This window comes from Pseudomonas sp. S2_A10 (assembly GCF_054668465.1).
Map to the genome: position 1 here is coordinate 1,255,633 of NZ_CP162773.1, position 19,049 is coordinate 1,274,681.

Genomic DNA, 19,049 nt, shown 5'->3' on the forward strand with positions numbered 1-19,049 from the left:
TCGACTCCGTTACTTGTCAGCAACCTTGACAGTGATATGGCAAGACCGCTTGACGATGCGATCAGCACGGCCTTTGGCACGTGGCATGATGCGCTTCAGCGAACGCCCTTCGTTGACGAAAACGGTGCTGACCTTCAGGTCATCAACGTCTGCGCCTTCGTTATGCTCGGCGTTGGCTACGGCCGACTCCAGCACTTTCTTCATGATCTCGGCGGCTTTCTTACTGCTGAAAGCCAACAGGTTGAGCGCTTCGCCCACCTTCTTCCCGCGGATCTGGTCGGCGACCAAGCGGGCTTTCTGGGCGGAGATTCGAGCGCCCGACAACTTAGCGGCTACTTCCATTTCCTTACCCCTTAACGCTTGGCTTTCTTGTCAGCCACGTGCCCGCGATAGTTGCGGGTACCGGCGAACTCGCCCAGTTTGTGGCCGACCATGTCTTCGTTAACGAGAACTGGGACGTGCTGACGACCGTTGTGTACTGCGATGGTCAGACCGACCATTTGTGGCAGGATCATCGAACGACGCGACCAGGTTTTAATTGGTTTGCGATCGTTCTTTTCCGCCGCCACTTCGATCTTCTTCAGTAGGTGAAGATCAATAAAAGGACCTTTTTTCAGAGAACGTGGCACTGTCGTATCCCTCTATTTACTTGCGACGACGGACGATCATTTTGTCGGTACGCTTATTACCACGAGTCTTCGCGCCCTTAGTCGGGAAGCCCCATGGCGATACCGGATGACGACCACCAGAGGTACGACCTTCACCACCACCATGTGGGTGGTCAACCGGGTTCATGGCAACACCACGAACGGTTGGGCGAACGCCACGCCAGCGTTTGGCACCAGCTTTACCCAGCGAACGCAGGCTGTGCTCGGAGTTCGAGACTTCACCCAGGGTCGCACGGCATTCAGCCAGGACTTTACGCATTTCACCGGAACGCAGACGCAGGGTCACGTAGACACCTTCACGAGCGATCAGCTGAGCCGAAGCACCAGCGGAACGAGCGATCTGTGCACCTTTACCTGGCTTCAATTCGATGCCGTGTACGGTAGAACCGACTGGAATGTTGCGCAGTTGCAGAGCGTTGCCTGGCTTGATTGGAGCCAGAGCGCCTGCGATCAGCTGGTCGCCAGCACTCACGCCTTTAGGGGCGATGATGTAGCGACGCTCGCCGTCTGCGTAGCACAGCAGTGCGATGTGAGCAGTACGGTTTGGATCGTATTCGATACGCTCGACAGTGGCGACGATGCCATCTTTGTCGTTGCGACGGAAATCGACCATACGGTAATGCTGCTTATGACCACCACCGATGTGACGAGTGGTAATACGGCCATTGTTGTTACGACCACCAGACTTCGATTTTTTCTCGAGCAGCGGTGCGTGAGGAGCGCCTTTATGCAGCTCCTGGTTGACCACCTTGACCACAAAACGGCGGCCAGGGGAAGTCGGTTTGCATTTAACGATTGCCATGATGCACCCCTTCCTTACTCAGCACTGCTGCTGAAATCGAGATCTTGGCCTGGCTGAAGGGAGATAACTGCCTTCTTCCAGTCATTACGCTTGCCCAGACCGCGAGCAGTGCGCTTGCTCTTACCCAGAACGTTCAGGGTAGTGACGCGCTCTACTTTCACGCTGAACAGGCTTTCGACGGCCTTCTTGATTTCCAGCTTGGTTGCATCAGTAGCAACCTTGAAAACGAACTGGCCTTTCTTGTCTGCCAGAACCGTAGCCTTCTCGGAAACGTGCGGGCCAAGCAGAACTTTAAATACGCGTTCCTGGTTCATCCCAGCAGCTCCTCGAATTTCTTCACGGCCGACACGGTGATCAACACCTTGTCGTATGCGATCAGACTAACTGGATCGGAACCTTGCACGTCACGTACATCTACGTGCGGCAGGTTGCGAGCAGCCAGGTACAGGTTCTGATCAACAGCGTCCGACACGATCAGAACGTCGGTCAGGCTCATGTTGTTCAGTTTGCCCAGCAGATCTTTGGTTTTCGGAGTTTCAACAGCGAAATCCTGAACCACGACCAGACGATCAGTACGCACCAGCTCAGCAAGGATGGAGCGCATTGCTGCGCGATACATCTTCTTGTTCAGCTTCTGGGAGTGATCCTGTGGACGAGCTGCGAAAGTGGTACCGCCGCCACGCCAGATTGGGCTACGGATAGTACCGGCACGAGCACGGCCAGTACCTTTCTGACGCCATGGGCGCTTGCCGCCACCACGAACGTCGGAACGGGTCTTCTGCTGCTTGCTACCTTGACGGCCGCCGGCCATGTAGGCCACGACTGCTTGGTGAACCAGCGTCTCGTTGAATTCGCCGCCAAATGTCAGTTCGGAAACTTCGATCGCTTGAGCGTCATTTACATTTAATTGCATGTCAGCTTCCCCTTAACCGCGAGCCTTGGCTGCTGGACGTACAACCAGGTTGCCGCCAGTAGCGCCAGGAACAGCACCCTTGACCAACAACAGATTGCGTTCAGCGTCCACGCGCACTACTTCCAGGGACTGCACGGTCACGCGCTCAGCGCCCATATGACCGGACATTTTTTTGCCCTTGAATACACGACCAGGAGTCTGGCACTGGCCGATAGAGCCTGGGACGCGGTGGGATACGGAGTTACCGTGGGTGTTATCTTGCCCGCGGAAATTCCAACGCTTGATCGTACCCTGGAAGCCTTTACCCTTGGACTGACCGGTTACATCAACCAGTTGACCAGCGGCGAAGATTTCAGCGTTGATCAGATCGCCAGCCTGGTACTCGCCTTCTTCAAGGCGGAATTCCATGGTGGTGCGACCAGCGGCAACGTTCGCTTTAGCGAAGTGGCCAGCCTGAGCTGCTGTTACACGCGAAGCGCGACGCTCGCCGACAGTGACTTGCACTGCACGATAGCCATCGGTCTCTTCAGTTTTGAACTGGGTGACGCGATTCGGCTCGATCTCAATGACCGTGACCGGAATGGAGACACCTTCTTCGGTGAAAATACGGGTCATACCGCATTTACGACCGACTACACCAATAGTCATGTTGTAAACCTCATGAGTGTACGGGGCTTTCACCCGCTATGGCCGCCCATTTCAGAGCGTTACACGACCAAGACCGAGTCTTAGCCGAGGCTGATCTGCACTTCCACACCGGCCGCAAGATCAAGCTTCATCAGCGCGTCAACGGTTTTATCCGTTGGCTGGACGATGTCCAGAACACGCTTATGAGTGCGGATCTCGTACTGGTCACGCGCGTCTTTGTTGACGTGCGGGGAAACCAGAACGGTGAACCGCTCTTTACGGGTAGGCAGTGGAATTGGACCACGCACTTGAGCACCAGTACGTTTCGCGGTTTCCACGATTTCCTGGGTTGATTGGTCGATCAGGCGATGGTCAAAAGCCTTCAACCTGATACGGATTTGCTGATTTTGCATTGGATTTCAGACTCCGGCTGCTATTCCCACCGGGCGCAATACGCCCGTTAAAAGGAGGCGCAATTCTATAGACGCCCCCGATAGGTGTCAACCCAATAAAAAAGCCCCCGCTGAGCGGGGGCTTTTTCAATCCATCAAGCTGACTTTAAAAGTCTTACTCGATGATTTTGGCTACGACGCCAGCGCCGACGGTACGACCGCCTTCACGGATAGCGAAACGCAGACCATCTTCCATCGCGATGGTTTTGATCAGGGTAACAGTCATCTGAATGTTGTCACCTGGCATTACCATTTCAACGCCTTCTGGCAGCTCGCAGTTACCAGTCACGTCAGTAGTACGGAAGTAGAACTGTGGACGGTAGCCTTTGAAGAACGGAGTGTGACGACCGCCTTCTTCCTTGCTCAGAACGTAAACTTCTGCGGTGAACTTGGTGTGCGGCTTGACCGAACCTGGCTTGACCAGAACCTGGCCACGCTCAACGTCGTCACGCTTGGTACCACGCAGCAGAACGCCGCAGTTCTCGCCGGCACGACCTTCGTCGAGCAGCTTGCGGAACATTTCAACACCGGTGCAAGTAGTAACGGTGGTGTCACGCAGACCAACGATTTCCAGCGGATCCTGAACGCGAACGATACCGCGCTCGATACGACCAGTCACAACAGTACCGCGACCCGAGATCGAGAATACGTCTTCGATTGGCATCAGGAATGGCTTGTCGATCATACGAACTGGTTCTGGGATGTAGGCATCCAGAGTTTCAACCAGTTTCTTGACGGCAGTGGTGCCCATCTCGTTGTCGTCTTTGCCTTCCAGCGCCATACGAGCCGAACCGATGATGATCGGAGTGTCGTCGCCCGGGAAGTCGTAAGTCGACAGCAGGTCACGAACTTCCATCTCAACCAGTTCCAGCAGCTCAGCGTCGTCTACCAGGTCAGCCTTGTTCAGGAAGACCACGATGTACGGAACGCCAACCTGACGGGACAGCAGGATGTGCTCACGGGTTTGCGGCATCGGACCATCAGCGGCCGAGCAAACCAGGATAGCGCCGTCCATCTGAGCAGCACCGGTGATCATGTTCTTCACGTAGTCAGCGTGACCTGGGCAGTCAACGTGAGCGTAGTGACGGATCTTCGAGTTGTACTCAACGTGCGCGGTGTTGATGGTGATACCGCGAGCTTTTTCTTCTGGTGCGCTGTCGATCTTGTCGAAGTCAACGATTGCAGAACCGAAAACCTCGGAGCAAACGCGAGTCAGAGCAGCAGTCAGAGTGGTTTTACCGTGGTCAACGTGACCGATGGTGCCAACGTTGACGTGCGGTAGGGAACGATCAAATTTTTCTTTAGCCACGACAATTAACTCCTAGCCTAAAGGGGCTGAATCAGCCTTGTTTTTTGGTTACGGATTCGACGATGTGCGACGGAGCCGTATCATATTTTTTGAATTCCATAGAGTAGCTTGCGCGACCCTGGGACATGGAACGAACGTCGGTCGCATAACCGAACATCTCACCCAGTGGGACCTCGGCACGGATAACCTTGCCGGACACTGTGTCTTCCATACCCTGGATCATGCCGCGACGACGGTTAAGGTCGCCCATCACATCACCCATATAGTCTTCAGGCGTAACAACCTCTACCGCCATGATCGGCTCGAGCAACTCACCACCACCCTTCTGGGCCAGTTGCTTGGTCGCCATGGAAGCAGCCACTTTAAACGCCATCTCGTTGGAGTCGACGTCGTGGTAAGAACCATCGAACACGGTAGCCTTCAGGCCGATCAGCGGATAGCCGGCAACAACGCCGTTCTTCATCTGCTCTTCGATACCCTTCTGGATAGCCGGGATGTATTCCTTAGGAACCACACCACCTACAACTTCGTTCACGAATTGCAGACCTTCCTGACCTTCGTCAGCAGGAGCAAAACGGATCCAGCAGTGACCGAACTGGCCGCGACCACCGGACTGACGAACGAACTTGCCTTCGATTTCACAGTTCTTCGTGATGCGCTCACGATACGAAACCTGAGGCTTGCCGATGTTGGCTTCGACGTTGAACTCACGGCGCATCCGGTCAACCAGGATGTCCAGGTGCAGCTCGCCCATGCCGGAGATGATCGTCTGACCAGTCTCTTCATCAGTTTTAACGCGGAAAGACGGGTCTTCCTGAGCAAGTTTGCCCAGAGCGATACCCATTTTTTCCTGGTCATCCTTGGTCTTAGGCTCTACAGCAACCGAAATAACCGGCTCCGGGAAGTCCATGCGAACCAGGATGATTGGCTTGTCAGCGTTGCAGAGGGTTTCACCAGTGGTGACGTCCTTCATGCCGATCAGGGCCGCGATGTCACCAGCGCGTACTTCCTTGATCTCTTCACGGGCGTTTGCGTGCATTTGCACCATACGACCCACGCGCTCTTTCTTGCCTTTGACCGAGTTGATCACGCCGTCGCCGGAGTTCAACACGCCCGAGTAAACGCGGACGAAGGTCAGAGTACCCACGAATGGATCGGTAGCGATCTTGAACGCCAGAGCCGCGAAAGGCTCGTTGTCGTCTGCATGACGCTCCATCTCTTCTTCCTCGTTATCAGGGTTGGAACCCTTGATAGCAGGAATGTCGGTCGGAGCAGGCAGGTAGTCGATAACGGCGTCGAGAACCAGGGGAACGCCCTTGTTCTTGAACGAAGAACCGCAAACGGCCAGAACGATTTCGCCGGCGATAGTACGCTGACGCAAAGCAGCCTTGATCTCTTCGATCGACAGCTCTTCGCCTTCCAGGTACTTGTTCATCAGCTCTTCGTTGGCTTCGGCGGCAGCTTCAACCATGTTGTTGCGCCACTCTTCCGCCAGCTCTTGCAGCTCGGCAGGAATGTCCTTGCGAACAGGAACCATACCTTTGTCAGAGTCGTTCCAGTAGACAGCTTGCATGTTGATCAGATCGATCTGACCCTGGAAGTTGTCTTCGGAACCGATGGCCAACTGGATCGGCACCGGAGTGTGACCCAGACGCTGCTTGATCTGACCGATCACGCGCAGGAAGTTGGCGCCGGCACGGTCCATCTTGTTTACGTAAACAAGACGTGGAACGCCGTATTTGTTGGCTTGACGCCATACGGTTTCCGACTGCGGCTCAACACCCGAAGTACCGCAGAACACAACGACAGCGCCGTCGAGTACGCGCAGGGAACGCTCAACTTCAATGGTGAAGTCAACGTGGCCCGGGGTATCGATTACGTTGAAACGGTGCTCGTGAGAGTACTGCTTCTCGGAACCTTTCCAGAAGGCGGTAATGGCAGCAGAAGTAATGGTAATACCACGCTCCTGCTCCTGAACCATCCAGTCTGTGGTCGCGGCGCCATCATGCACCTCGCCCATTTTGTGACTTTTGCCGGTGTAAAACAGTACGCGCTCGGTGGTGGTGGTTTTACCAGCATCCACGTGAGCGACGATACCGATGTTACGGTAGCGGCTAATCGGAGTAGTACGAGCCATAAAGCCCTCGCAAAATTAGTGAAGCTAAAATTAGAAGCGGTAGTGCGAGAAAGCTTTGTTAGCTTCGGCCATACGGTGCACGTCTTCACGCTTCTTAACAGCAGCACCTTTACCTTCAGCAGCATCCAGCAGTTCGCCAGCCAAACGCAGAGCCATAGACTTCTCGCCGCGCTTACGGGCGAAGTCTACCAACCAGCGCATTGCCAGAGCGTTACGACGGGAAGGACGAACCTCGACCGGAACCTGGTAAGTAGCACCACCAACGCGGCGCGACTTCACTTCGACCAGCGGAGCGATGGCGTCGAGTGCTTTTTCGAAGAGTTCCAGGGGATCGGTGCCAGCCTTACGGGCCGCAACGGTTTCCAGGGCACCATAAACGATACGCTCGGCAACGGCTTTCTTGCCGCTTTCCATAACGTGGTTCATGAATTTGGCGAGGATCTGGCTTCCGTATTTCGGATCGTCCAGAATCTCACGCTTTGCTGCTACGCGACGTCTTGGCATGATAAGCCCTCAAGCGGTCTTCAGGTTAGCTCGGGACAGATCCAGAGGATGCGTGCCCGACCTTACTCTTATCGACTCAATAAAATAAAAATCTGCAAAACGGCCGATTACTTCGGACGCTTGGTACCGTACTTCGAACGACCCTGGTTACGGCCTTTAACGCCGGAAGTATCCAAGGAGCCGCGAACGGTGTGGTAACGAACACCTGGCAAGTCTTTTACACGACCGCCGCGGATCAGTACCACGCTGTGCTCTTGCAGGTTGTGGCCTTCACCACCGATGTACGAGGAAACCTCGAAACCGTTGGTCAGACGCACACGGCATACTTTACGCAGTGCCGAGTTAGGTTTTTTCGGCGTGGTGGTGTACACACGGGTGCACACGCCACGACGTTGCGGGCAGTTCTGCAGCGCAGGCACGTCGGATTTCTCGACGATACGCTTACGCGGCTGACGTACCAGCTGGTTGATAGTTGCCATCTACTAGCTCCACTGTTGTCTTGCGACGCTATTGTCTTGCAAGAAAAGCAAAATGGCAGGAACGAATTCCCGCCAAATTTAGGGGATCAAGAGTCTAAAGAGGATCTTGATTCCAGTCAAGGCAAGGCCCCGACCTCCCCGCCCATCGAACCTTGACTTGATGTCTCGATTCGACGAACGGAGCGATCAGGGCCTCACTCTCGTTTATCGCAGAACTCAGTTACCGCTCGAGTTCAGCGCTTCGGTCAGTGCAGCTTCCACTTCACTGGCGCTTACGCGCAACGGCTTGTCGGCATCACGGCGACGCTTGCGCTCGCTGTGATAGGCAAGACCGGTACCGGCCGGGATCAGACGACCCACGACTACGTTTTCTTTCAGGCCGCGCAGGTAATCGCGCTTGCCGGTGACTGCCGCTTCGGTCAGTACGCGAGTGGTTTCCTGGAAGGAAGCCGCCGAGATGAACGATTCGGTGGACAACGACGCCTTGGTGATACCCAGCAGAACGCGAGTGAACTTGGAGACAAACTTGTCTTCCGCGCTCAGACGTTCGTTCTCGACCAGAACGTGAGTCAGTTCCATCTGGTCGCCCTTGATGAAGCTGGAATCGCCGGACTCGGAGATCTCAACTTTACGCAGCATCTGACGCAGGATGGTCTCGATGTGCTTGTCGTTGATCTTCACGCCTTGCAGACGATAAACGTCCTGGATCTCGTTGACGATGTACTTGGCCAGCGCGCTCACACCCAGCAGACGCAGGATGTCGTGCGGATCGCTTGGACCGTCGGAGATAACTTCGCCGCGGTTTACCTGTTCGCCTTCGAAGACGTTCAGGTGACGCCACTTCGGAATCAGCTCTTCGTACGGATCGCTACCGTCGTTCGGGGTAATGACCAGACGGCGCTTGCCCTTGGTCTCTTTACCGAACGCGATGGTGCCGCTGACTTCAGCCAGAATCGACGCTTCTTTCGGACGACGCGCTTCGAACAGGTCGGCAACACGCGGCAGACCACCGGTGATGTCACGGGTCTTCGAAGTTTCCTGCGGGATACGAGCGATAACATCACCGATCGCAATCTTCGCACCGTCAGCCACACCGACCAGGGCGTTGGCTGGCAGGAAGTACTGAGCGATTACGTCAGTGCCTGGCAGCAACAGATCCTTGCCGTTGTCGTCGACCATCTTCACTGCAGGACGAATTTCTTTGCCCGCTGCAGGACGATCTTTCGCGTCGAGTACTTCAATGTTGGTCATACCGGTCAATTCGTCAGTCTGACGCTTGATCGTGATGCCTTCTTCCATGCCCACGTAGGTCACGGTACCTTTCATTTCGGTAACGATCGGGTGAGTGTGCGGATCCCACTTGGCCACGATTGCGCCAGCGTCGACCTTGTCACCTTCTTTAACCGAAATCACAGCACCGTACGGCAGCTTGTAACGCTCGCGCTCACGACCGAAATCGTCAGCGATTGCCAGCTCACCGGAACGGGACACAGCAACCAGGTGACCATCCACTCGCTCAACGTGCTTCAGGTTGTGCAGACGGACGGTACCGCCATTCTTCACCTGAACGCTGTCGGCTGCGGAAGTACGGCTTGCCGCACCACCGATGTGGAACGTACGCATGGTCAGCTGGGTACCCGGCTCACCGATGGACTGGGCAGCGATAACGCCGACCGCTTCACCGATGTTCACCTGGTGACCACGAGCCAGATCACGGCCGTAGCACTTGGCGCAAATGCCATAGCGGGTTTCGCAGCTGATCGGCGAACGCACGATCACTTCGTCGATGCTGTTCAGCTCGATGAATTCGACCCACTTCTCGTCTACCAGAGTACCGGCAGGAACGATGACGTCCTCGGTGCCTGGCTTGAATACGTCACGGGCAATGACACGACCCAATACGCGCTCACCCAACGGCTCTACAACGTCACCGCCTTCAATGTGCGGAGTCATCAGCAGACCGTGTTCGGTGCCGCAATCGATCTCGGTTACAACCAGATCCTGCGCCACGTCTACCAGACGACGAGTCAGGTAACCGGAGTTCGCAGTTTTCAACGCGGTATCCGCCAGACCTTTACGAGCACCGTGAGTCGAGATGAAGTACTGAAGTACGCTCAAACCTTCACGGAAGTTCGCAGTAATCGGCGTTTCAATGATGGAACCGTCCGGCTTGGCCATCAGACCACGCATACCGGCCAGCTGACGAATCTGTGCTGCGGAACCCCGCGCACCCGAGTCGGCCATCATGTACATCGAGTTGAAAGACTCTTGGTCGACTTCGTCGCCGTGACGGTCGATGACTTTCTCTTTCGAGAGGTTGGCCATCATCGCCTTGGAAACTTCGTCGTTCGCTTTCGACCAGAGGTCGATCACTTTGTTGTACTTCTCGCCCTGGGTTACCAGGCCGGAGGCGTACTGACTCTCGATTTCTTTCACTTCGTCGGTGGCTGCACCGATGATGCGGGCTTTTTCATCCGGGATAACGAAGTCGTTAACACCGATCGAAACGCCGGAGATGGTCGAGTAAGCGAAACCGGTGTACATCAACTGGTCAGCGAAGATCACGGTCTCTTTCAGACCAACCACGCGGTAGCACTGGTTGATCAGCTTGGAGATCGCCTTTTTCTTCATCGGCAGGTTGACGACGTCGAACGACAGACCTTTCGGCACAACCTGGAACAGCAGCGCACGGCCGACAGTGGTGTCGACGATACGGGTACCGCTCACGCTGTTGCCGTCACGGTCGTTGACGGTTTCGTTGATACGAACCTTGACCTTGGCGTGCAGTGCGGCTTCGCCGGCACGGAACACACGGTCGACTTCCTGCAGATCCGCGAACACACGACCTTCGCCCTTGGCGTTGATCGCTTCACGAGTCATGTAGTACAGACCCAATACAACGTCCTGCGACGGAACGATGATTGGCTCACCGTTGGCTGGCGACAGAATGTTGTTGGTCGACATCATCAACGCACGCGCTTCGAGCTGGGCTTCCAGTGTCAGCGGTACGTGCACGGCCATTTGGTCGCCGTCGAAGTCGGCGTTGTACGCGGCGCAGACCAGCGGGTGCAGCTGGATAGCCTTACCTTCGATCAGTACCGGTTCAAACGCCTGGATACCCAGACGGTGAAGGGTCGGTGCACGGTTGAGAAGAACCGGGTGTTCGCGAATCACTTCAGCGAGAACGTCCCAAACCTCTGGCAGTTCGCGCTCGACCATTTTCTTGGCCGCTTTGATGGTGGTCGCCAGACCACGCATTTCCAGCTTGCCAAAAATGAACGGCTTGAACAGCTCGAGAGCCATCTTCTTCGGCAGACCGCACTGGTGCAGACGCAGGGTCGGGCCTACGGTAATTACCGAACGACCGGAGTAGTCAACACGCTTACCGAGCAAGTTCTGACGGAAACGACCCTGCTTACCCTTGATCATGTCAGCCAGGGATTTCAGAGGACGCTTGTTGGAACCGGTGATAGCGCGACCACGACGACCGTTGTCGAGCAATGCATCGACCGCTTCCTGCAACATGCGCTTTTCGTTGCGCACGATGATGTCCGGAGCCGACAGATCCAGCAGGCGCTTCAAACGGTTGTTACGGTTGATCACTCGACGATACAGATCGTTGAGGTCGGAGGTCGCGAAACGACCGCCATCCAGCGGGACCAGTGGACGCAGATCTGGCGGCAGAACCGGCAGAACGGTCAGCACCATCCACTCTGGCAGGTTGCCGGAACCCTGGAAGGCTTCCATCAACTTCAGACGCTTGGACAGCTTCTTGATCTTGGTTTCCGAGTTGGTTTGCGGAATCTCTTCGCGCAGACGGCCAATCTCGTGCTCCAGGTCGATAGCGTGCAGCAGTTCACGGACAGCTTCGGCACCCATGCGGGCGTCGAAATCGTCTCCGAACTCTTCAAGCGCTTCGAAGTACTGTTCGTCGTTCAGCAGCTGACCTTTTTCAAGGGTGGTCATGCCTGGATCGATAACGACATAGCTCTCGAAGTAGAGAACGCGCTCGATATCACGCAGGGTCATGTCCATCAGCAGGCCGATACGGGACGGCAGCGACTTCAGGAACCAGATGTGGGCAACCGGCGAAGCCAGCTCGATGTGCGCCATGCGCTCACGACGAACCTTGGCCAGTGCAACTTCAACGCCGCACTTCTCGCAGATCACACCACGGTGCTTCAAGCGCTTGTACTTACCGCACAGGCACTCGTAATCCTTTACCGGGCCAAAGATCTTGGCGCAGAACAGGCCGTCACGCTCAGGTTTGAACGTACGGTAGTTGATGGTTTCCGGCTTTTTAACTTCACCGAACGACCACGAACGGATCATCTCCGGCGAGGCCAATCCGATACGGATGGCGTCGAACTCTTCGACTTGACCCTGGTTTTTCAGCAAATTCAGTAGGTCTTTCAAGGCCTTTCCTCCTGGCGGAGCAGAGAGCGGGCAATCCTGCCCCGCTCTCGATTCGCGTCACGTGTTATTCGGTTTCCAGATCGATATCGATGCCGAGGGAACGAATTTCCTTGATCAACACGTTGAAGGACTCGGGCATGCCCGGCTCCATACGGTGATCGCCATCCACGATGTTCTTGTACATCTTGGTACGGCCGTTCACATCGTCCGACTTCACTGTGAGCATTTCTTGCAGAGTGTAAGCAGCACCGTATGCTTCCAGTGCCCAGACCTCCATCTCCCCGAAACGCTGACCACCGAACTGCGCCTTACCACCCAGCGGCTGCTGGGTAACCAGGCTGTAAGAACCGGTAGAACGCGCGTGCATCTTGTCGTCTACCAAGTGGTTCAGCTTCAGCATGTACATGTAGCCAACGGTAACTGGACGCTCGAACTTGTTGCCGGTACGGCCGTCGGTCAGCTGCATCTGGCCGCTTTCCGGCAGGTCTGCCAGTTTCAGCATGGCCTTGATTTCGCTTTCCTTGGCGCCGTCGAACACTGGAGTGGCCATTGGAACGCCGCCACGCAGGTTGTTCGCCAGATCGAGGATTTCCTGATCGGAGAAGCTGTCCAGATCTTCGTTACGACCGCCAATCTGGTTGTAGATCTCGTCCAGGAAAGTGCGCAGTTCAGCGACTTTACGCTGCTCTTCGACCATCCGGTTGATCTTCTCGCCCAGACCTTTGGCCGCGAGGCCCAGGTGGGTTTCGAGAATCTGACCAACGTTCATACGCGAAGGTACGCCCAGCGGATTGAGGACTACGTCGACCGGGGTGCCATTGGCATCGTGCGGCATGTCTTCAACCGGCATGATCACGGAGACCACACCCTTGTTACCGTGACGACCGGCCATCTTGTCGCCCGGCTGGATGCGGCGACGGATTGCCAGGTAAACCTTGACGATTTTCAGCACGCCTGGAGCCAGGTCATCGCCCTGCTGCAGTTTGCGCTTCTTGTCTTCGAACTTGTCGTCCAGCAGACGGCGACGATCAACGATGTAGGCCTGAGCCTTCTCGAGCTGCTCGTTCAGCGCATCTTCAGCCATGCGCAGTTTGAACCACTGGCCGTGCTCAAGACCGTCGAGTACTTCGTCGGTGATGTCCTGACCTTTCTTCAGGCCGGCGCCGCCTTCGGCCTTGTGGCCTACCAGTGCGGAACGCAGACGTTCGAAAGTCGCGCCTTCAACGATGCGGAACTCTTCGTTCAGATCCTTGCGGATCTCGTCCAGCTGGGACTTCTCGATCGACAGTGCACGAGCATCACGCTCAACGCCGTCGCGGGTGAAGACCTGTACGTCGATGACAGTACCTTTGGTGCCGGTTGGCACGCGCAGGGAGGTGTCTTTAACGTCGCTGGCTTTTTCACCGAAGATTGCACGCAGCAGTTTTTCTTCCGGAGTCAGTTGGGTCTCGCCTTTCGGAGTGACCTTACCCACCAGGATGTCGCCTGCGCCTACTTCAGCACCTACGTAAACGATACCGGCTTCGTCCAGCTTGTTCAGTGCAGCTTCACCCACGTTCGGGATGTCCGCAGTGATTTCCTCTGGGCCAAGCTTGGTGTCACGGGCCACACAGGTCAGTTCCTGAATGTGGATCGTGGTGAAACGGTCTTCCTGAACAACACGCTCGGACAGGCAGATGGAGTCTTCGAAGTTGAAGCCGTTCCATGCCATGAACGCGATGCGCATGTTCTGACCCAGTGCCAACTCACCCATGTCGGTGGACGGGCCGTCGGCCATGATGTCGCTACGCTGAACGCGATCACCTTTACGTACCAGCGGACGCTGGTTGATGCAGGTGTTCTGGTTCGAGCGGGTGTATTTGGTCAGGTTGTAGATGTCGACACCGGCTTCACCGGTTTCAACTTCGTCATCGGCAACACGAACCACGATACGGCTGGCGTCGACGGAGTCGATCACGCCACCACGACGAGCCACGACGCAAACGCCGGAGTCACGGGCTACGTTACGCTCCATGCCGGTACCTACCAGCGGCTTGTCAGCGCGCAGAGTCGGTACAGCCTGACGCTGCATGTTCGAACCCATCAACGCACGGTTGGCGTCGTCGTGCTCGAGGAACGGAATCAGCGACGCTGCAACCGACACAACCTGCTTCGGCGAAACGTCCATCAGGGTGACGTCTTCCGGCGCCTTGACGGTGAATTCGTTCAGGTGACGTACGGCAACCAGTTCGTCGATCAGGACTTTCTGCTCGTTCATGGTCGCCGAAGCCTGCGCGATCACGTGATCGGCTTCTTCAATAGCGGACAGGAACACGATCTCGTCGGTGACCACACCCTCTTTCACCACGCGGTACGGGCTTTCCAGGAAGCCGTACTGGTTGGTGCGAGCGTACGCAGCCAGGGAGTTGATCAGGCCGATGTTCGGACCTTCCGGCGTTTCAATCGGGCAGACACGACCGTAGTGAGTCGGGTGTACGTCACGGACTTCGAAGCCTGCGCGCTCACGAGTCAGACCGCCAGGGCCGAGTGCAGAGACACGACGCTTGTGGGTGATCTCGGACAGCGGGTTGTTCTGGTCCATGAACTGCGACAGCTGGCTGGAACCGAAGAACTCTTTCACCGCCGCAGCCACTGGCTTGGCGTTGATCAGGTCTTGCGGCATCAGGCCTTCGCTTTCAGCCATCGACAGACGCTCTTTGACCGCACGCTCAACACGTACCAGGCCAACGCGGAACTGGTTCTCGGCCATTTCGCCTACGCAGCGAACACGACGGTTACCCAGGTGGTCGATGTCATCGACGATGCCTTTACCGTTACGGATGTCGACCAGAGTCTTCAGTACCGCGACGATGTCTTCCTTGCACAGCACGCCCGAACCTTCGATCTCGGTACGACCGATACGACGGTTGAACTTCATCCGGCCGACCGCAGACAGGTCATAACGCTCAGGGCTGAAGAACAGGTTGTTGAACAGGGTCTCGGCAGCGTCTTTGGTTGGCGGCTCGCCCGGACGCATCATGCGATAGATCTCGACCAGCGCTTCCAATTGGTTGCTGGTGGAGTCGATCTTCAGTGTGTCGGAGACGAACGGACCACAGTCGATGTCGTTGGTGTACAGGGTCTCGATGCGAACGACCTGGGCCTTGGCGATCTTTGCCAGGACTTCAGTGTTCAGCTCGGTGTTGCATTCGGCCAGGATTTCGCCGGTAGCCGGGTGCACGATAGCCTTGGCGGTGGTGCGGCCGAGGACGTAGTCCAGTGGCACGTCCAGCGTCTTGATACCGGCTTTCTCGATCTGGTTGATGTGGCGCGCGGTAATACGGCGGCCTTGCTCAACGATGACCTTGCCCTTCTCGTCCTGGATGTCCAGAACCGCAACTTCACCACGCAGGCGCGATGGCACCAGTTCCAGGCTGAGGGTTTCGCCGCTCAGGTGGAATACGTTGGTGGTGTAGAACGCGTCCAGCACTTCTTCGGTGGTGTAACCGAGTGCGCGCAGCAGTACCGAAGCCGGCAGTTTGCGACGACGGTCGATACGCACGAAGACGCAGTCTTTCGGGTCGAATTCGAAGTCCAGCCACGAACCGCGGTAAGGAATGATGCGAGCCGAGTACAGCAGTTTGCCGGAGCTGTGCGTCTTGCCGCGGTCGTGGTCGAAGAACACGCCCGGGGAACGGTGCAGCTGGGAAACGATAACACGCTCGGTACCGTTGATTACGAAGGTACCGTTCTCAGTCATCAGGGGGATTTCACCCATGTAGACTTCTTGCTCTTTGATGTCCTTGATCGCTTTGTTCGACGATTCTTTGTCGAAAATGATCAGGCGCACTTTTACCCGCAAAGGTACGGCGAAAGTTACACCGCGCAATACGCATTCTTTGACATCAAATGCCGGTTCGCCCAGGCGATAACCGACGTACTCCAGCGCAGCATTGCCGGAGTAGCTGATGATCGGGAAAACGGATTTGAAGGCCGCATGCAGGCCCACGTCGCGGAACTGATCTTTAGTCGCTCCCGCTTGCAAGAATTCACGATACGAATCCAGCTGGATGGCCAGGAGGTAAGGCACATCCATGACGTCCGGCAACTTGCTAAAGTCCTTGCGGATACGTTTTTTCTCAGTATATGAGTAAGCCATCAGCGTTCCCCAGCTTGGTCACCTGCTTGTTTGGCCCCTCCCGACGGGAGCAGCCAGAAAATCGTGCAAACCCCATGGTTTGCGCCACCGCATCGGGTGGTTACAGCGCCTTTATCAGCACCGACCCAGTCGGCTGCCAATAACGGAAAAAGGCCGGTGGCAAGAGCCACCAGCCATCAGCCTGTCGCTTGACGCTCGGGCTGGAGGAGCAAAGTCGATGCTTACTTCAGCTCGACTTTAGCGCCTGCTTCTTCCAGCTTCTTCTTGGCGTCTTCAGCCGCTTCTTTCGAAACGCCTTCAGCTACAACCTGAGGAGCGCCGTCTACTTTCTCTTTGGCTTCTTTCAGGCCCAGACCAGTCAGTTCACGAACTGCCTTGATCACGTTAACCTTCTTCTCGCCAGCTTCCAGCAGAACAACGTTGAACTCGGTTTGCTCTTCAACAGCAGCAGCAGCTACAGCTGGGCCAGCCGAAGCGGCAGCAGCGGTAACACCGAAGGTTTCTTCCATCGCTTTGATCAGCTCAACGATTTCCACTACGGATTTCTGGCCGATTGCTTCGATGATTTGTTCGTTAGTCAGAGACATGACTCAATTCCTGAATTGGGGGACGGCCTACGCGACCATCGAAATAAACAAAAAACGCGAGAAGTGACGAGCCTTAGGCTGCGGCAGCTTCTTTCTGGTCGCGAATTGCCGCCAGAGTACGAGCCAATTTGCTGGTTGCGCCTTGAATCACGCTCATCAGCTGAGAAATTGCTTCGTCACGGGTCGGCAGAGTTGCCAGTACGTCGATCTGATTAGCTGCGAGGAACTTGCCCTCGAACGCAGCTGCCTTGATCTCGAACTTGTCCTGACCCTTGGCAAACTCTTTGAAGATACGGGCAGCAGCGCCCGGATGTTCGTTCGAGAATGCAATCAGGGTCGGGCCGGTGAACACGTCGTTGAGGACACTGTATTGAGTGTCAGCAACAGCGCGCTTGAGCAGGGTGTTACGTACAACACGTACGTAAACGCCAGCTTCACGAGCCTCTTTACGGAGTCCGGTCATTGCGCCTACTGTTACGCCACGTGCATCAACCACGACAGCGGACAGAGCGACTTTGGCAGCCTCGTTGACTTCAGCGACGATGGCCTTCTTGTCTTCGAGATTAATTGCCACGGGTTTAACTCCTGCTTGTTACCGTTTCATTCGATCGGAACCGAATGTCGTTTTGGTGTCTGATTCGGTAAGGAACCGGGAGCACCATCTGCGTAGGCTTGAGGTTTAAGGCTTGCGCCGCCTACGGTCTTGGATAGCCCCCGCCAGGCAGGGACCCCAATCTTTCAATTGGCGCGACAATCCGCGCCAACCTTTGTCTTACGCGTCGAGCGAGCTCTGGTCGATAACCAGACCTGGGCCCATAGTGGTGCTCAGGGTAACGCGCTTGACGTAAATACCTTTCGAGGAAGCTGGCTTGATACGCTTCAGATCAGCGATCAGGGCTTCAACGTTTTCCTTCAGCTTGACGGCGTCGAAGCCGATCTTGCCAACGGAAGTGTGGATGATGCCGTTTTTGTCGGTGCGATAACGAACCTGACCAGCCTTGGCGTTCTTGACCGCGTTGGCTACGTCTGGAGTTACGGTGCCGACTTTAGGGTTAGGCATCAGGCCACGTGGACCGAGGATCTGACCCAACTGACCTACAACGCGCATGGCATCCGGGGATGCGATCACTACGTCATAGTTCAGGTCGCCGCCTTTCATTTCGGCAGCCAGGTCGTCCATACCTACACGATCAGCGCCGGCAGCCAGAGCGGCCTCAGCAGCTGGACCCTGGGTGAACACAGCAACGCGAACGGTCTTGCCAGTGCCGTGTGGCAGCACAGTAGCGCTACGAACAACCTGGTCGGATTTACGCGGGTCTACACCCAGGTTTACAGCAACGTCGAACGACTCGCTGAACTTGACAGTCGACAGCTCGGCCAGCAGAGCAGCGGCGTCTACAATGTTGTAGGCCTTGCCTGCTTCGATTTTGCCGGCGATAGCCTTTTGACGCTTGGTCAGCTTAGCCATTACACACCCTCCACGTTAAGGCCCATGCTACGAGCAGAACCGGCGATAGTACGCACGGCTGCATCCATATCAGCTGCAGTCAGATCCGCGTTTTTGGTTTTCGCGATTTCTTCCAGCTGAGCACGGGTAACAGTGCCAACCTTAACGGTGTTCGGACGAGCGGAACCGCTGGTCAGACCGGCCGCCTTCTTCAGCAGAACCGAAGCAGGGGTGGATTTGGTTTCGAAAGTGAAGCTACGGTCGCTGTAGACAGTGATGATCACTGGAGTCGGCAGACCTGGCTCAAGACCCTGAGTACGGGCGTTGAAAGCCTTGCAGAATTCCATGATGTTAACGCCGTGCTGACCCAGAGCAGGACCAACCGGTGGACTTGGGTTAGCCTGAGCGGCCTTCACTTGCAGCTTGATGTAAGCGGTAATCTTCTTGGCCATGAGGCACTCCAATTACGGGTTCGAACGCCTCGAAAGGCTCCCCGGTTACTTGCGCGTTTATCCCAGTGACGACAAAACCCCACAGCCTAAGGCTGCGGGGTTGGGATTGCTTGTCCAG

General features: G+C 56.0%; 17 protein-coding genes. All 17 read right to left on the reverse strand.

Annotation, left to right across the window (positions count from 1 at the left end):
• Positions 1–9: 9 nt before the first annotated feature.
• The 17 genes from rplV to rplK all read right to left on the reverse strand — a co-directional run bounded on the left by rplV (position 10) and on the right by rplK (position 18,931).
• Positions 10–342 (reverse strand): 50S ribosomal protein L22, encoded by a 333-nt coding sequence (gene rplV / locus AB4N41_RS05830; protein WP_003103908.1) that lies wholly within the window; start codon positions 340–342, stop codon positions 10–12.
• An 11-nt stretch (positions 343–353) separates the two neighbouring features.
• Positions 354–629 (reverse strand): 30S ribosomal protein S19, encoded by a 276-nt coding sequence (gene rpsS, locus AB4N41_RS05835; protein ID WP_011336172.1) that lies wholly within the window; start codon positions 627–629, stop codon positions 354–356.
• Between the two features lie 16 nt (positions 630–645).
• Positions 646–1,470, reverse strand: a complete 825-nt coding sequence (rplB, locus tag AB4N41_RS05840) for a 50S ribosomal protein L2 (protein ID WP_016772943.1) — start codon at positions 1,468–1,470, stop codon at positions 646–648.
• Positions 1,471–1,484: 14 nt separating this feature from the next.
• Positions 1,485–1,784 carry a 50S ribosomal protein L23 gene (gene rplW / locus AB4N41_RS05845; RefSeq protein WP_002555488.1) on the reverse strand — a complete coding sequence of 100 codons (300 nt, stop codon included), beginning with the start codon at positions 1,782–1,784 and terminating at the stop codon, positions 1,485–1,487.
• Entirely contained in the window at positions 1,781–2,383 is a 603-nt protein-coding gene (gene rplD, locus AB4N41_RS05850) for a 50S ribosomal protein L4 (protein WP_003228735.1), read from the reverse strand. Before rplD ends, rplW begins: the two co-directional genes overlap by 4 nt.
• Positions 2,384–2,395: 12 nt before the next feature.
• Complete coding sequence (rplC, locus tag AB4N41_RS05855; RefSeq protein ID WP_003228738.1) at positions 2,396–3,031, reverse strand: 50S ribosomal protein L3; 636 nt, start codon at positions 3,029–3,031, stop codon at positions 2,396–2,398.
• A gap of 80 nt (positions 3,032–3,111) precedes the next feature.
• Positions 3,112–3,423 carry a 30S ribosomal protein S10 gene (rpsJ, locus tag AB4N41_RS05860; protein WP_003186070.1) on the reverse strand — a complete coding sequence of 104 codons (312 nt, stop codon included), beginning with the start codon at positions 3,421–3,423 and terminating at the stop codon, positions 3,112–3,114.
• Between the two features lie 154 nt (positions 3,424–3,577).
• Positions 3,578–4,771 carry an elongation factor Tu gene (tuf, locus tag AB4N41_RS05865; RefSeq protein ID WP_064361246.1) on the reverse strand — a complete coding sequence of 398 codons (1,194 nt, stop codon included), beginning with the start codon at positions 4,769–4,771 and terminating at the stop codon, positions 3,578–3,580.
• A 31-nt stretch (positions 4,772–4,802) separates the two neighbouring features.
• A complete protein-coding gene (fusA, locus tag AB4N41_RS05870) occupies positions 4,803–6,908 on the reverse strand; it encodes an elongation factor G (protein ID WP_016772942.1) in 2,106 nt (701 codons plus the stop codon).
• Between the two features lie 30 nt (positions 6,909–6,938).
• Positions 6,939–7,412 carry a 30S ribosomal protein S7 gene (rpsG, locus tag AB4N41_RS05875; RefSeq protein ID WP_016772941.1) on the reverse strand — a complete coding sequence of 158 codons (474 nt, stop codon included), beginning with the start codon at positions 7,410–7,412 and terminating at the stop codon, positions 6,939–6,941.
• 107 nt (positions 7,413–7,519) lie between these two features.
• On the reverse strand, positions 7,520–7,891 hold the full coding sequence (gene rpsL, locus AB4N41_RS05880) for a 30S ribosomal protein S12 (protein ID WP_003186084.1): 372 nt from the start codon (positions 7,889–7,891) through the stop codon (positions 7,520–7,522).
• Between the two features lie 216 nt (positions 7,892–8,107).
• Positions 8,108–12,307 carry a DNA-directed RNA polymerase subunit beta' gene (gene rpoC / locus AB4N41_RS05885; protein WP_016772940.1) on the reverse strand — a complete coding sequence of 1,400 codons (4,200 nt, stop codon included), beginning with the start codon at positions 12,305–12,307 and terminating at the stop codon, positions 8,108–8,110.
• Between the two features lie 64 nt (positions 12,308–12,371).
• Positions 12,372–16,445: a DNA-directed RNA polymerase subunit beta gene (gene rpoB, locus AB4N41_RS05890; RefSeq protein ID WP_016772939.1), complete on the reverse strand. Its 4,074-nt coding sequence runs from the start codon at positions 16,443–16,445 to the stop codon at positions 12,372–12,374.
• A 221-nt stretch (positions 16,446–16,666) separates the two neighbouring features.
• Complete coding sequence (rplL, locus tag AB4N41_RS05895; protein WP_007962228.1) at positions 16,667–17,032, reverse strand: 50S ribosomal protein L7/L12; 366 nt, start codon at positions 17,030–17,032, stop codon at positions 16,667–16,669.
• A gap of 73 nt (positions 17,033–17,105) precedes the next feature.
• Entirely contained in the window at positions 17,106–17,606 is a 501-nt protein-coding gene (rplJ, locus tag AB4N41_RS05900) for a 50S ribosomal protein L10 (RefSeq protein WP_008081912.1), read from the reverse strand.
• A gap of 198 nt (positions 17,607–17,804) precedes the next feature.
• The gene (gene rplA / locus AB4N41_RS05905; RefSeq protein ID WP_024014523.1) at positions 17,805–18,500 is read right to left on the reverse strand and encodes a 50S ribosomal protein L1; all 696 of its coding nucleotides are present in this window, start codon (positions 18,498–18,500) and stop codon (positions 17,805–17,807) included.
• Positions 18,500–18,931: a 50S ribosomal protein L11 gene (gene rplK / locus AB4N41_RS05910; RefSeq protein ID WP_003176435.1), complete on the reverse strand. Its 432-nt coding sequence runs from the start codon at positions 18,929–18,931 to the stop codon at positions 18,500–18,502. The genes rplA and rplK overlap by 1 nt, the downstream gene beginning before the upstream one ends.
• Positions 18,932–19,049 lie beyond the last annotated feature (118 nt).

Bases quoted from the DNA above. Each gene is read 5' to 3' on its own strand.
- rplA (WP_024014523.1), bottom strand. From the start codon at position 18,500: ATGGCTAAGCTGACCAAGCGTCAAAAGGCTATCGCCGGCAAAATCGAA.
- rplD (WP_003228735.1), bottom strand. From the start codon at position 2,383: ATGCAATTAAATGTAAATGACGCTCAAGCGATCGAAGTTTCCGAACTG.
- rpsJ (WP_003186070.1), bottom strand. From the start codon at position 3,423: ATGCAAAATCAGCAAATCCGTATCAGGTTGAAGGCTTTTGACCATCGC.
- rpoB (WP_016772939.1), bottom strand. From the start codon at position 16,445: ATGGCTTACTCATATACTGAGAAAAAACGTATCCGCAAGGACTTTAGC.
- rplK (WP_003176435.1), bottom strand. From the start codon at position 18,931: ATGGCCAAGAAGATTACCGCTTACATCAAGCTGCAAGTGAAGGCCGCT.
- rpsG (WP_016772941.1), bottom strand. From the start codon at position 7,412: ATGCCAAGACGTCGCGTAGCAGCAAAGCGTGAGATTCTGGACGATCCG.
- rplC (WP_003228738.1), bottom strand. From the start codon at position 3,031: ATGACTATTGGTGTAGTCGGTCGTAAATGCGGTATGACCCGTATTTTC.
- rplL (WP_007962228.1), bottom strand. From the start codon at position 17,032: ATGTCTCTGACTAACGAACAAATCATCGAAGCAATCGGCCAGAAATCC.
- rpsL (WP_003186084.1), bottom strand. From the start codon at position 7,891: ATGGCAACTATCAACCAGCTGGTACGTCAGCCGCGTAAGCGTATCGTC.
- rplW (WP_002555488.1), bottom strand. From the start codon at position 1,784: ATGAACCAGGAACGCGTATTTAAAGTTCTGCTTGGCCCGCACGTTTCC.
- fusA (WP_016772942.1), bottom strand. From the start codon at position 6,908: ATGGCTCGTACTACTCCGATTAGCCGCTACCGTAACATCGGTATCGTC.
- rplV (WP_003103908.1), bottom strand. From the start codon at position 342: ATGGAAGTAGCCGCTAAGTTGTCGGGCGCTCGAATCTCCGCCCAGAAA.
- rplB (WP_016772943.1), bottom strand. From the start codon at position 1,470: ATGGCAATCGTTAAATGCAAACCGACTTCCCCTGGCCGCCGTTTTGTG.